This window comes from Kitasatospora sp. NPDC004240 (genome assembly GCF_053603215.1).
In genome coordinates this window covers 22,382-35,401 of record NZ_JBSGFD010000033.1, presented here as the reverse complement: position 1 = coordinate 35,401, position 13,020 = coordinate 22,382, and the positions used below count along the sequence as shown (strand labels likewise).

The following is a 13,020-nucleotide window of genomic DNA, read 5'->3' as shown; positions in this document are numbered from 1 at the left end:
GTCGACGTGTCGCTGGTCGACCTCCTCGACGACGTCGTCGACCTCACCCCTGCCGTCCACCTGCCCACCGTCCAGCACGACCTCGCCCACGAGTGCGACCAGGCGTGCTCCGAACTCGTCGATGCCCTCGGCGGGTTGCAGGGCCGCCTGCCCGAGCTGCGCCGTGGCGACGGCGCGGAGCTGCGGGACGGCGCCACCGTCACCGTCACCGACCTGGTCCGTGCCGGGCTGGTCGAACTGCGCGACGGTGAACCGCAGGTGGTCGGTGGTCAGGTCGACCCCGAGTACCTCGAAGGATTTCTCCGCGCCGGTCCCAACGTCCGCCGGTCCACTTCCCAGAACGGGTCGTACCGCCTCGACGTCAGGGGCGCCCGCATTCCCCGGCGTGAACTCGCCGTCCAACGCCGTTACGGCACCACGTTCCGGGCGCTGCTCGACATGGAGCGGGAGGCGACCCGGCTGGCCCAGGCCACGAGGCGACTCGCCGACATCGCCCGCGAAGGGCTGGGAACCGGAGATCTCGAACCTGGCGGTGTGTGAGCTGATCATCTGGCGGTGCGCAGCCCGGGCGACCGGTCCGAACGGCGCCGGCCCAAGGACCGGTGGGGCAGCCCACGGACAGGCCTCTGGTGCTTCGGCGCCCAGTCGATAACATGAGCTCTCCTCATGTTTTCTTGGGAGGTCATCATGCCGGACCGACTCGACCTGCCCCCGGGCTTCCGCTGGGGCGCGGCCACCGCCGCCTACCAGATCGAGGGCGCGGTGGACGAGGACGGCCGCGGCCCGTCCATCTGGGACGTGTTCGCCGCCCGCCCCGGGGCCGTACGGGACGGCCACACCGGAGCGGTGGCCTGCGACCACTACCACCGGTTCGCCGAGGACATCACCCTGATGAAGGACCTCGGGTTGGACGGCTACCGCTTCTCCGTCGCCTGGCCTCGGCTCCAGCCCACCGGCGCCGGAAAGGTCAACCCCGCCGGCCTCGCCTTCTACGACCGCCTCGTGGACGCCCTGCTCGGCGCCGGCATCACCCCGCTGCCCACCCTGTACCACTGGGACCTCCCGCAGGCCCTGGAGGACGAGGGCGGCTGGCTGAACCGCGACACCGCGTACCGCTTCGCCGAGTACACCGCCCTCGTCGCCGACCGCCTCGGCGACCGCGTGCCCGCCTGGATCACCCTCAACGAGCCCTTCGTCCACATGGTGTACGGCTACGCCCTCGGCATCCACGCCCCCGGCCGCACCCTCATGCTCGACGCCCTGCCCGCCGCCCACCACCAGCTCCTCGGCCACGGCCTCGCCGCGTCCCTGCTGCGTGAGCGCGGCCTGGAGGTGCTGCTCACCAACAACCTCACCCCCGTGCAGCCGGCCTCCTCCGACCCCGGGGACGTGGCCGCCGCCGAGGCCTACGACGCCCTCCACAACCGCCTCTTCACCGACCCCGTGCTGCTCGGCCGCTACCCCGACCTCACCGCCTTCGGCGTCGGCCCCGACCTCGGCGGCAGCGTCCAGGACGGCGACCTCGACCTGATCGCCGGCCCCCGCCTCGACGGCCTCGGCGTCAACTACTACAACCCCACCCGCGTCGCCGCCCCCGCCGGCCCCGGCCCGCTCCCCTTCACTTTCGTCGACATCCCCGAGGTCCCCCACACCGCCTTCGGCTGGCCCGTCGTCCCCGACGGCCTGCGCGAGCTCCTCACCGGCCTCCGGGACCGCTACGGCGCCGCCCTCCCGCCCATCACCATCACCGAGAACGGCTGCTCGGTGGCCGACGAGGTGACACCCGAAGGCGATGTCCCCGACCAGCCCCGCATCGACTACCTGGCCGGCCACCTCGACGCCCTCGCCGCAGCCGTTGCCGAGGGCGTCGACATCCGCGGCTACTACACGTGGTCACTGATCGATAATTATGAGTGGGCGGAGGGGTTTGGTCAGCGCTTTGGTCTAGTCCACGTCGACTTCGAGACACAGCGCCGGACCCCGAAGGCTTCGTACGCCTGGTATCGGGACCTGATCGCCATCCATCGAAAGCGGTCCGCCGAGTAGGCGGAGCGTGGGCCTGCCAACGTTCTTCGCCGCTATGGCCGCATGTAGACAGCACAGGCGATGGCAGCACCTCCGCGTCCCGCGCCCAGCACAGGGCGCACTGCGCCGCGTGTGCCGGTGCCCGCCGGGACGCTCACGCGTCCCGATCGAACGGTTCGGGGCGTACCCGGTCGGGAATCAGCGGTCGGCCCAGCGCACGGCCACTTCGGTCCGGCTGGCGAAGCCGAGCTTGGCGAGGATGTTGCGGACGTGGCTCTCTACTGTGCGTTCGGAGATGAACAGGACGTCAGCGATCTGCCGGTTGGTGCAGGCCTCGGCCACGAGCCGGGCGATCTGGCGTTCGCGCGGGGTGAGCGGGTCGGAGTCGTCCCGCCGGGTGGTGACTTCGCCGATGAGGCGTACCGCGGCGGCGGACGGGCCGGGCATGCCGAGCCGGTCCGCCGTAGCCAGCGCCTCCCGGGCGAGGGCCGCCGCAGCCGAGAGGTCGCCCTTGTTGCGTTCGACGGCTGCGAGGTCCAGGCAGGTCAGCGCCGCATAGGGCCGCGCACCGAGGGCCCGGTTGCGGATCAGCGCCTCGCGGAACAGTTCCTCGGCCTGTTCCGGCTGGCCCGCGGCCAGGGCGAGACGGCCGAGGTCGCGGCTGACCGTGCCGGCGAAGTACGCCGTGGAAGTGCCGAGGGCTCCCGGGTACGGCCGGAACAACGTGAGCTGGTCGTACACCAGTTGTGCGGCCCCGGCGTCGCCCGCCAGCTCGATCAGGTCGACCAGGTTCAGCAGCAGTGCGGGCCACGGCGTGTTCGTCATCGAGATCGGGAGCAGCGGGCGCAGCCGATGGTAGGCGTCCTGCGCCTCGTCCATCTGCCCGGTGAGGAACAGCGCTCGTGCCCGCAGGGACAGGAGCAGCGGGTTCTTCGGCGCACGGTCGAGGTCGCGCCACATCTCCTCGCCCAGTTCCGCGGCGTCGCCGCGCACCAGGGCCAGTTGCTGGCGCAGTACGTGGCTCAGCGCGATTGCGTACTGGTCCCCGCCGGCCAGGGCGAGTTCGGTGGCGTCCTCGTCGTGGCGGCGGGCGTCGGCGAACCGTCCTTCCTGCGCCGCCCGGGCCGCAGCGACGCGCAGCAGGTGCCAGCGGAGCAGTGGTCTCGGGGAGCGGGCCGCGAGTGCTTCGATGCCGCGGATCGCATCGTCCACCACGTCCAGCCGTCCGAGCAGGTAGCCGGACTGGACCCGCCACTGGTGGCCGAGAACGGCGGTGAGCGGGTCGCCGAGTCGCTCCGCGCGGGTGACGGCCAACTCTCCCAGGCGCAGACGTTCAGCGGTGTCGACGGGAAGGGTCAAGGTCATCTCCACCGCCCGGACGGCGTCCAGTTCGGCCCGGAGGTCGCCGATGCGCCCGGCCAGATCGAGTGCGGTGCGGGCAAGTCCGGTCGCCTCCTCGGGCGAGCCGAGATCGGCCGAGACGGTGGCGAGCTGCGCGAGTAGCCGCGCGCGCATCGCGTCCGGCAGGTCCTCGACGGCCAGTGCCGCCCTGCACAGCCGGGCGATGACCTGTGAGGCGCGGGGGAACGTGACTCCCTGCAACACCAGGGCGGCCTCGGCGAGCAGGGTCGGCCGGCCGCTCGCCCTCGCTGCGTCCGAGGCCTCGTCGCAGTGGCGCAGACTGGCGTCGTAGCGCCCGGCGAGGTACTCGGCGCGGGCCAGGTCGACGAGTGCCGGCACACGCTCCGGGTCTGCCTCGTCGAGGACGGCGGCGGCGTCCGCCAGGTGCCGGGCGGCGTCCGCATAGGCGTGCCGCTCACGAGCCAGGTCCGCAGCCGTTCGGTACCACCGAGCGGCGGCGGCACGGTGGGCGGGATCCGGGCCGGAGCACCGCCAGTGGGCCGCAGTACGAGTTGCGTCGGCGGGGTCGCCGGCCTGCTCCAGCGCCTGTGCGGCGGCCCGGTGCAGCGCACGGCAGGTGACCGGGTCGATCCTGCCGAGCACCTCGTCCCGTACGAGATCGTGGGTGAAGCGATACGTGCGTCCAGCCCCGGAGTGCTCCGCCGCGGTGAGGAGCCCGGCATGCCAGGCGGCTTCCAGCGCCCGGGCGACGGTGGATTCGCCCAACTCCGGCAGAACCGCGGCGAGCTGATCGGTGTCCAGGTGCTCGCCGAGCACTGCCGCGGCCCGTACGACGTCGCGCTGCTCGGTGCCGAGCCCGGTCAGCAGACCGCTGACGACGGTGCCGAGGCTGCCTCCGTGCGAGCGCAGTGCGGTGACCAGCAGGGGCAGCCCACCCGTGCGCCGGTACGACTCCGCCGCGTCTGCCTCACCGACGCACCGGGCGACCTCCTCCCGAGTGAAGGGCGCCAGGCGCAGTGTGGCGGCACCGTAGCGGCCCAGGTCCGCGAGCGCGCCGGCGGCTTCCTCGGGCGCCGGTTCCCGGAACGTGCCGAGGACGAACAGCCCGCAGTCGGCGACCTCGCCGGCCAGGTGCCGCAGCAGGTCGAGGCTGGCGGTGTCGGCCCAGTGCAGATCCTCCAGCAGAACGACGAGTGTGCGTTCGGCGGCTGCCGCGACCAACGCCTCACTCATCCGGGCCAGCTCCAGGAATCGCGCCGCCGCTGCGTCGGCCGGCTTGGCCGCACTCCACGTATGCCGCCCCACCGCGGTCAACGCCCCCGCCGGCTCGGCCGTCCGGTGTCCCGAGACTCCGGGGACGACTCCGGCAAGGAACAACGCGCGCTGCCAGGGCCACAGCGGCGGTGCCACCGCGTCCTTGGGGCAGTGGCCCCGTACGACGGCGACACGCTCGGGGTCGGCGTGGCGGCGCAACGCCTCGACCGCGAGCGTGCTCTTGCCGACGCCCGCCGGGCCCGCGAGCAACACCATGGATCCGGAGCCCCGCGCAGTCTCCTCGACGCGCTGGGCAAGTATCGCCAACTCGGCTTCCCTACCCACGAATTCGCTTCGCATCCTGGCAGTATCCCGCAGACGCGCTCTGCAAGGACCGGCGGCGGCTCCGTACCGCGGTTCAGTGGCAGCACTGATGTCCCGGGCGTCCTGCGCAGGCCACTGTTGTCGGCACACGCCCGGAGAGGCTCGGGATCGCACCCACCTTGACCGGACACCCCCCCTCGGCACCCAAGGAGACAACACGATGCGAGCACACAGGGCCGCCGTCGACACGGCCGACGCCGGCCACGGCGACATGTTCGAGAACGGTCCTGCCATGAACGAGCCGGATCCTCCCCCATCGCGTTCCGGAAGCCCGAGGCCCCCCGCCCCGCAGTCGTTCCCCGCACGCGGGACACGTGGATCGCTGGGGGCAACCCCGGGGAGGCGGCGGGCGTGGGCGGCCGTGGCGGTGGCGGTCGTCCTTGCACTGACAGGCGTGTCGTGCACGCAGTCGAACCCCGGGTCGGACCATGTCGGCGGGAACCATCAGCCCAGCGCGGCGTCTCCCGACCCGAAGCCCTCGGCCGGGACCGGCAGTAGCACCGGCGCCACCAGTAGCAAGAAAATCGCCTGCCCCACCCCCGAGCCCCTGACCAGATCCCAGCTCCCTGCCTTCGCGCCGGCGGACAAGGTCAGAAGGATCAATCAGAACCCGTGCGTGCCCCTTGTCGGGCTCGCCGACCAGATCCTCGGCTTCGTCCCGAGGAGCGGCAACCCGGAGTACGCGAACTTCCGCAACGGGCTCGGCCAGTTCGTCGGTAGGCTGAACGCGGCCAACGACCTCGCGGAGTGCGCCTACGAGACGGACGGCCTGACCGTCGCGGTGTACCAGCACGACGGAACGCTCTGGTCGATCGGCATGGTGGCGGTCATCCGCAAGGACCTCAAGGGGATCGCCGACATCGGGGCCTGCTGGCTGCCCAAGCGGCTGCCGTTCTCTCTGCCGAGAGCCTTCGGCGCCGCACCCGACGGGATCAGGCCGGACTACTGCGCCGACGCCGTGACCCGGAAGAGCAACGGCTACACCTTCACGATCATGTGGATCGGCTCCTCCGACAGGATGTGCAGCAGCCTCGACCGCATCTACAGGAAAGCGCCGTCCTGAGACCGACCGGAAATCGGCAGCGGAGCACGGTCGTGATGAGGAAGTGGCAGCGGACGGCCTCCCGCGCGCGCGGGGGACCCGGATGATCCGGGGGACGGATGTGATCGGCGCGGGTGACGGGCGAGGGGTTGCGACGGAGGCTACCGGCCCTCGGTGAACGCCTCGCGCAGGCGGGCCTCCTCGTCCGCCCGAGAGGTTGGTCTGGACGAGCTCGGCGTACCAGCCCTCGACCTCCGGGCGGATCCGGTCGAGGACGGCGTCCGTCCCGACCTGGCGTACTCGCCGCCGGGCGTCCGCCTGGTGGGTGCGGCTGCTCGCCGCGTTGGACCGGGGGCGGCGGCGCTGACCGCGCAGACGTCCTCGCCAACCTCGTTCGCTCCTTCGCCGCCCTGCTGGCACCGGTGGACGAGAACGCCGAACTCCTGACCGCCTGGATCGTCGAAGCCCAGGCAGTCGACCTGCCCCGCCCGTACGCCTTCACACGCGGCCTCGAGCTGGACCGGGACGCCGCGACCGTTGCCCTGACCTGCCGGGCCGACGTCGCCCTCCGTCACCGGCGGATGTGAGACGGAGCCCTTGGCCGGACCGGCCCTGTTCCGGGGCCTACAGCCGGCGGAACACGGAGATCAGTGTTTCGATCTCCTGCGCGGAGAGCTTGTCGGTGAGGTGGCGGCGTACCGCGGTGTCCAGGCCGGGGTGTACGGCGGTGATGGCCGTACGTCCGGAGTCGGTGAGGGTGACGGTGACACCGCCGGCGCGTTCGCGGGTGACGAGTCCACGCTTGCCCATGCGGGTGAGCTGGTGGGAGATGCGTGTGCGGTCCCAACCGAGTGACGCGGCGAGCTCGCTCTGGCGCAGGCTGCCTCCCGCCTTGTCGAGGTTGGCGAGGATCGTCAGGTCCGGTTCGGACAGGCCCGCCGCCTCGGCGGTGTCCGCGATCACGCGGGCTCGGACGACCTCGTGGGCGCGCTTGAAGGCGCTCCAGAAATCGACGGGCTCGCACGCGGCGTCGGTCATGGCCCCGTCCGGCGCGGCGGCCTCTCCGCTGGGTGTTGACATATCAACGTGCCTTTTCTTAGTGTTGAGATGTCAACGCTAACAGGTGGCTGTGCCCTCAGCAGCCCCCTTGTCGGCCGCGTCCACCCTTCTCGCCCCGCAGGAGGCACCGTGCAAACCCGACCCCTCGGAGCCGGCGGCCCGCAGGTCCCCCCTCTCGCACTGGGTTGCGCCGGCATGTCCGACCACACCGCCCCCGCCGACGAGGCCGACGCCATCGCCACGATCCGCACGGCCCTCGACGCCGGCGTCACCCTCCTCGATACCGCCGACTTCTACGGCATGGGCCACAACGAGGACCTCATCCGCCGTGCCCTGCGCGCCGGCGATCGCGAAAGGGCGCTGCTGAGCGTCAAGTTCGGCGGTCTGCGCGGCCCCGACGGATCCTTCATCGGCATCGAGGGCCGTCCCGCCCACGTGAAGAACGCGCTCGCCTACTCGCTGCGCCGCCTCGACACCGACCACGTCGACATCTACCGCTCCGCCCGCCTCGCCCCCGACACCCCGATCGAGGACACGATCGGCGCCGTCTCCGAGCTGGTCCAGGCCGGGTACGTGCGGCACATCGGGCTCTCCGAGGTGGGGCCCGAGACCATCCGCCGTGCCCACGCCGTGCACCCGATCTGCGATGTGCAGATCGAATACTCCCTGTTCAGCCGTGATCCCGAGGCCGATGGCATCCTGGACACCTGTCGCGAGTTGGGGATCGGCGTCACCGCCTACGGGGTCCTCGCACACGGCCTGCTCACCGGCACCTACCGGCAACCCGCCGGAGGTGACCCACGTGCCCACTGGCTGCCCCGCTTCCACCCCGACAACCTTGCCGCGAACCTCACCCTCGTCGAACGGCTGCGGCCGCTTGCCGACGCGCGCGGCATCAGCGTCGCGCAACTCGCCACCGCCTGGGTCGTCGCCCAGAGCCGTGAGCGCGGCACCATCGTGGCCATCCTGGGCACCCGCCGACCCCACCGCGTCGCGGAGGCCCTGGCCGCGACCGACGTCGCCCTGACCGACGCAGACCTCCGCACGATCGACGAGGCCATCCCGGCCGATGCGGTGGCCGGAACCCGCTACGCCGCACCCCTCATGGCTCTGCTGGACAGCGAACGCGGCCCGAATCCGTCTGCAAGCGCACGGAACTGACCGCCGACGGCCGGCCGGACTTCGCGGCTTCCGCGACACGGTCTCCGTCGGCATGCTCGGTGAAACCGGGCCGGACGTTCCGCGGCACCTGCAACACCGCCGTGTCCTTCACGCCCATCTGCGGCATCACCCGCTGACCCACACACTCCGATCCCGTGCCCACCGGGCGCGGATCTCCTGCCTCGGCGCCCTGCTCGCCACATGGCCCTGCCTCCTGTGACGGGGCCCTGTGGTCGGTCACCGCCTCACTGGGTCCATGGCCACGGTGAGCGACGCCGGTGCCCCATCCGACAGAGAACAGGCTGCGAATCATGAACACATCTGAGTCACTGCTCACCGAGCTGGTCCGGTCCGAGAAGCCGATCGGAGTAGGGATCATCGGACTCGGGGCGCACGGTAGCTGGGCCGAGCGCTCTCACCTGCCGGCCCTGCGCGCCGTTCCGGGTTACGAGCTGAAGGCCTTGAGCACGAGTTCGAAACAGTCGGCGGAGCGCTCCGGACAGAAGCACGGTGTCTCTCGAACCTTCGGGACGGCGGCCGAACTGGCTGCCTGCGAAGAGGTGGACCTCGTGGTCGTGGCGGTGAAGGTGCCGCACCACCGGGAACTGGTGCAGGCGGCGCTGAGCGCCGGCAAGAGCGTGCTGTGCGAGTGGCCGCTGGGCAACGGGCTCGCGGAGGCCGAGGACATGGCGCGGCAGGCGCGCAGCCGCGCTGTGCCGACCGTCGTCGGACTCCAGGCACGGTCGCATCCGGCCCTGGCTCATGCACGGGATCTCGTGGCCGACGGCTACGTGGGGGAGGTGCTGTCCACTACGGTCGTCGGCTCCGGCGGTGCCTGGGGCGCCACCGTCGGCCCCGGCGATCACTACGTGCTCGACGCCGCCAACGGCGCGACACTGCTGACCGTTCCTTTCAGCCACGCCCTCGACGGACTCGCGTCCGTCCTGGGAGAGCCCGAGGAGCTGCGGATCCAACTGGTGTCGCGGCGCACGTCGGCCGTGGACACCGAGAGCGGACAGCCCGTGCCCATGACCGCCGCGGACCAGGTGGTGGCCTCGGGGCGGCTGCCGGGCGGCGCGGTGGCCACCTTCCACTACCGCGGAGGCATGTCCCGGGGCACCAACTTCCGCTGGGAGATCAACGGCACCGAGGGCGACCTCGTCCTCACTGCCCCGATCGGCCATCTCCAGCTCAGCCCGGTCACCCTCGAAGGAGGTCGCGGAACCTCCCCCGGACTCGCTCCCCTGACGGTGCCGGAATCGTATGTTCACGTCCCGCAACTGGACCCCCGAGCCGACGCGCCGCTCTACGCGGTCGCTCACGCCTACCAGCAGTTCCTGGACGACCTGCGTGAGGGCACGTCAGCGGTACCCGATTTCGCGCACGGCGCCGCCCGGCACCGCAGCATCGAATCCGCCATGACGACAGCCTGACCGGACGTGCCGGCCTCGGCCCGCCCACCCGTGGACTGCCACACGAAGCCGAAGCATCGCGCGGATGGCGGACTCCATCGGTGCCTCTCGGTTGAGGGGCCTGGTGATCTGGAGGTTCGGCCTCCAGCAGTCCGCCAAGCCCTGTGGTGGTACGGGGGGAGGGGCCGGCCGCTCGGCGTCGAGGCACTGCCGGGAGGTGCGGGTGGAGCTGGAACTGCTGACGCTGTTCAAGGAGCGCGAGGTTCCGGCCCGTCACCCGTGGGGTGTGTCCGGCCGGCCGGGCTCGGCGGCCGTGGCGTCGGCGTAGCGGCGGGCCAGTGTGGCGCAGGCCTGGCGGAGGGCCGGCGGGCCGATGACGCGCAGGTCGGCGTCGAAGCGGCCGAGGCCGGCGGCGAGGGCGGTCCAGGACCAGGATCCGGTGATGATGCGGCACCGTGTGGGGCCGAGCGGTTCCACGATGCCGTCGGTGACGTGGGGGACGACCTCCGCGGCAGGGAGGTCCAGGGTGGCCTCGCCTCGGCAGGGCCAGGCGAGGTCGGTTCCGTCGGAGCCGCGGAATCGGCTGGTGATGAACGTGGAGAGGTCGCCGCCCGGTACCCGGCGTGGGCTGAAGCGCGGGCCGGTCGGCGTGCGTGGGGTCATGCGGTCGGTGCGGAAGGTCCGCCAGTCGTCGCGGTCGAGGTCCCAGGCCAACAGGTACCAGTGGGTGCGCCAGGCCACGAGGTGATGTGGCTCGACCCGCCGTCGCTGCGGTGCGGCCTCGGCCTGCGGGGTGTAGTCCAGGCGCAGTTCTTCGTGGCGCTGGATCGCGGTGCTCACGGTGGTGAGCAGATCCAGGGCCGGGGTCGGTGATGCCTCCGGCTCCGGTGGGCGGGCGGTGGTGACGTGGAGTGCGTCGATGCGCTGCCGCAGGCGCGGGGGGAGAACGTTCCGGATCGTTGCGAGCGCGCGATCGGCGTCCTGCGCGATCGCCGGGTGAGCGGTGCTCTGCAGCGCGACGGCCAGAGCGATGACCTGCTCGTCGTCGAAGAGCAACGGTGGCAGCTGTGATCCCGGTCGCAGGCGGTATCCGCCGCCGGGTCCCTTGTCGGTGGCGACCGGGTAGCCCAGCGCACGAAGGCGGTCGACGTCGCGGCGCACGGTACGCACAGTCACCTCCAGCCGCTCGGCCAGATCGTCACCGCCCCACTCCGGTCGCGCCTGGAGCAGGGAGAGCAGGGCAAGGAGCCGCGAGGACGTCTTCTGCATACCTCCATCATGAAGCAAGTACAGGACACAACCTGTCCTGTACGGGTGCCATGCTGGATCGCAGATTCCAGATCGGGGCATTCCGCCCGAACTCTGCCATTCGCCCCATCCGGCGTACACGACGTAGGAGCAGACCATGTCCGTCACCACCACCACGCATCTGAACTTCCGCGGCTCGGCCCGCGAGGCGCTGAACTTCTACCAGTCCGCCTTCGGCGGGCACACCGTCGTGGTGACCTACAAGGACGCCGGAAACGTCCAGGACGAGAGCGAGGCGGACTGGGTGATGTGGGGCCAGGTCGTCGCCGACAACGGCTTCCACGTCATGGCCTACGACGTGCCCTCGGCGATGCCGTACGAGCAGGGCGCCAACCCGTTCTTCGTGTCCGTGCGCGGCGAGGACGCCGAGGAGATCAGCGCCCTGTGGCACCGTCTGGCCGACGGCTCGAACGTGCTGCGCCCGCTGGAGCCCGCAGCGTGGGCTCCGCTCTACGGCATGCTGACCGACCGTTTCGGCGTGACCTGGGTCCTCGACGTCGCAGCCCCCTACAACGGCTGACCCGCCCCGGGGGCGGGCGCCCCGCAACGGCTGCCCGCCCCCCGCTCATTCTCGGCATCGGCGCAATCGGCGCGTCGACGGCAGTCGGCACACAGGGGAAGCAGATCTTGACCATGCACAGGCGTCAGCTCGGCCGGACCGGCATCGAAGGCAGCGCCTGCTGCCCGAGCACCATGACGTCCGGCCCGAACGGAAACCCGGATCATGACGCATGCGCCCGCATCGCGCACCGGTTCCCGGCCGGCTGCGTCAACGGCATCAACCTCATCGACCCGACACCATGAACGTCCTGACCCAGCGTGACCTCAACCGGGCCACCCTCGCCCGCCAGTACCTCCTCGAGCGTGAGGACCGCACCCCCCTCGATGCCGTCTCCCACCTGGCCGGACTGCAGGCTCAGGCCCCTCAGGAACCCTTCACCGGCCTGTGGTCCCGCATCAGCGCGTTCGCACCCGTCGACCTGGACGACCTGGTCACCGGCCGGCAGGTCGTACGCACCCATCTCATGCGCCGCACCGTCCACCTCGTCACCGCCGACGACGCGGTCGCCTGGCGCGCTCGCCACGACGCCATGCTGCGCCAACGGGTCCTGTCCACCTACCGCAGCGAACTCGCCGGCATCGACCTGGACGAGCTGGGAGCAGCGGGCCGGGCTGTGACCGCCGCCGGGCAACCACTCACCATGGCCGAACTCGTCGACGCCCTCCGCGACCGCTGGCCCACCCCGCCCCGCCGGGTGCTGGGCGAACTCCTCGTCGCCGCGCTCATCCCCATGGCCCAACTGCCCCCCAGAGGACTGTGGAAGAGCACCGCAGGCGTCCGCAACCTCCCCCTGGCCACCTGGCTGCACCGGCCCATCGCCCCTGTGTCCACGGATCCGGACGATCCGGTCGGACAGCGACTCGTCCTGCGCTACCTCGCCGCCTACGGCCCCGCCACCACCGCAGACATCCGCGCCTGGAGCGGCCTGGCCGGACTGCCCGCCGCCGTCAAAGCCCTCCGCGACAACCTCATCACCTTCCGTGACGAAAGCGGCCGCCGGCTCCTCGACCTGCCCGACGCACCGCGCCCGCACCCCGACACTCCCGCACCGGTCCGCTTCCTGCCCGCCTTCGACAACGCGATCCTCGGCTACCAGAACCGCAGTCGCATCATCGACGATCCGCACCTCGGCCTCTCCGTCGCCGGACAGCGCGCCGTCCTCATCGACGGCCGCGTCGCCGCCACCTGGACCACCGGCGACCGCCGCCTCACCATCAGCCCCCTGCGCAACCTCACCCGGTCCGAAGGGCGAGACCTGAAGGCGGAGGGCCAGGCGCTGGCCACCTTCCTGGACCAGAGCATCGACACGATCCACATCGCCGACTCCACCTGACCCCACGGGGCTCACCCCGACGGCCACCCGATCGAACCCGCCACCCCTCGCCCGGCACTTCAACGCACTCCTACGCCGAGCGGGACTCCGTCAGATCCGATTCCATGACCTCCGACAC

The 13,020-nt window shown here is 71.5% G+C and carries 11 protein-coding genes; 8 read left to right on the top strand and 3 right to left on the bottom strand.

The window, feature by feature from the left end; genetic code table 11:
• Nucleotides 1–6: 6 nt before the first annotated feature.
• Complete coding sequence (locus tag ACWEQL_RS11745; protein WP_452150041.1) at nucleotides 7–540, top strand: hypothetical protein; 534 nt, start codon at nucleotides 7–9, stop codon at nucleotides 538–540.
• A gap of 147 nt (nucleotides 541–687) precedes the next feature.
• Entirely contained in the window at nucleotides 688–2,046 is a 1,359-nt protein-coding gene (locus tag ACWEQL_RS11740; protein ID WP_452150040.1) for a GH1 family beta-glucosidase, read from the top strand.
• A 177-nt stretch (nucleotides 2,047–2,223) separates the two neighbouring features.
• Here ACWEQL_RS11740 and ACWEQL_RS11735 read toward each other — a convergent pair whose 3' ends face one another.
• Nucleotides 2,224–5,001: a helix-turn-helix transcriptional regulator gene (locus ACWEQL_RS11735; protein WP_452150039.1), complete on the bottom strand. Its 2,778-nt coding sequence runs from the start codon at nucleotides 4,999–5,001 to the stop codon at nucleotides 2,224–2,226.
• Nucleotides 5,002–5,641: 640 nt separating this feature from the next.
• On the opposite strand from ACWEQL_RS11735, the gene ACWEQL_RS11730 reads away from it, so the two are divergent.
• Nucleotides 5,642–6,088: a hypothetical protein gene (locus tag ACWEQL_RS11730; protein ID WP_452150038.1), complete on the top strand. Its 447-nt coding sequence runs from the start codon at nucleotides 5,642–5,644 to the stop codon at nucleotides 6,086–6,088.
• A gap of 401 nt (nucleotides 6,089–6,489) precedes the next feature.
• On the top strand, nucleotides 6,490–6,654 hold the full coding sequence (locus tag ACWEQL_RS11725) for a hypothetical protein (protein WP_452150037.1): 165 nt from the start codon (nucleotides 6,490–6,492) through the stop codon (nucleotides 6,652–6,654).
• Nucleotides 6,655–6,691: 37 nt separating this feature from the next.
• Here ACWEQL_RS11725 and ACWEQL_RS11720 read toward each other — a convergent pair whose 3' ends face one another.
• Nucleotides 6,692–7,105 (bottom strand): MarR family winged helix-turn-helix transcriptional regulator, encoded by a 414-nt coding sequence (locus tag ACWEQL_RS11720; RefSeq protein WP_452150036.1) that lies wholly within the window; start codon nucleotides 7,103–7,105, stop codon nucleotides 6,692–6,694.
• A gap of 150 nt (nucleotides 7,106–7,255) precedes the next feature.
• Between ACWEQL_RS11720 and ACWEQL_RS11715 the strand changes: the two genes are divergently transcribed.
• Nucleotides 7,256–8,287: an aldo/keto reductase gene (locus ACWEQL_RS11715; RefSeq protein WP_452150035.1), complete on the top strand. Its 1,032-nt coding sequence runs from the start codon at nucleotides 7,256–7,258 to the stop codon at nucleotides 8,285–8,287.
• Nucleotides 8,288–8,598: 311 nt separating this feature from the next.
• Nucleotides 8,599–9,720, top strand: a complete 1,122-nt coding sequence (locus tag ACWEQL_RS11710) for a Gfo/Idh/MocA family protein (protein WP_452150034.1) — start codon at nucleotides 8,599–8,601, stop codon at nucleotides 9,718–9,720.
• Between the two features lie 252 nt (nucleotides 9,721–9,972).
• Here the strand turns inward: ACWEQL_RS11710 and ACWEQL_RS11705 are convergent, their stop codons facing one another.
• Nucleotides 9,973–10,968: a helix-turn-helix transcriptional regulator gene (locus ACWEQL_RS11705; RefSeq protein WP_452150033.1), complete on the bottom strand. Its 996-nt coding sequence runs from the start codon at nucleotides 10,966–10,968 to the stop codon at nucleotides 9,973–9,975.
• A 136-nt stretch (nucleotides 10,969–11,104) separates the two neighbouring features.
• Between ACWEQL_RS11705 and ACWEQL_RS11700 the strand changes: the two genes are divergently transcribed.
• The gene (locus ACWEQL_RS11700; RefSeq protein WP_452150032.1) at nucleotides 11,105–11,527 is read left to right on the top strand and encodes a VOC family protein; all 423 of its coding nucleotides are present in this window, start codon (nucleotides 11,105–11,107) and stop codon (nucleotides 11,525–11,527) included.
• Nucleotides 11,528–11,807: 280 nt separating this feature from the next.
• Nucleotides 11,808–12,902 (top strand): winged helix DNA-binding domain-containing protein, encoded by a 1,095-nt coding sequence (locus ACWEQL_RS11695; RefSeq protein ID WP_452150031.1) that lies wholly within the window; start codon nucleotides 11,808–11,810, stop codon nucleotides 12,900–12,902.
• Nucleotides 12,903–13,020 lie beyond the last annotated feature (118 nt).

What these genes read in the sequence shown, in the direction of transcription:
- ACWEQL_RS11740 (WP_452150040.1), top strand. Translation starts at nt 688, where the DNA reads ATGCCGGACCGACTCGACCTGCCCCCGGGCTTCCGCTGGGGCGCGGCC.
- ACWEQL_RS11735 (WP_452150039.1), bottom strand. Translation starts at nt 5,001, where the DNA reads ATGCGAAGCGAATTCGTGGGTAGGGAAGCCGAGTTGGCGATACTTGCC.
- ACWEQL_RS11720 (WP_452150036.1), bottom strand. Translation starts at nt 7,105, where the DNA reads ATGACCGACGCCGCGTGCGAGCCCGTCGATTTCTGGAGCGCCTTCAAG.
- ACWEQL_RS11710 (WP_452150034.1), top strand. Translation starts at nt 8,599, where the DNA reads ATGAACACATCTGAGTCACTGCTCACCGAGCTGGTCCGGTCCGAGAAG.
- ACWEQL_RS11705 (WP_452150033.1), bottom strand. Translation starts at nt 10,968, where the DNA reads ATGCAGAAGACGTCCTCGCGGCTCCTTGCCCTGCTCTCCCTGCTCCAG.
- ACWEQL_RS11700 (WP_452150032.1), top strand. Translation starts at nt 11,105, where the DNA reads ATGTCCGTCACCACCACCACGCATCTGAACTTCCGCGGCTCGGCCCGC.
- ACWEQL_RS11695 (WP_452150031.1), top strand. Translation starts at nt 11,808, where the DNA reads ATGAACGTCCTGACCCAGCGTGACCTCAACCGGGCCACCCTCGCCCGC.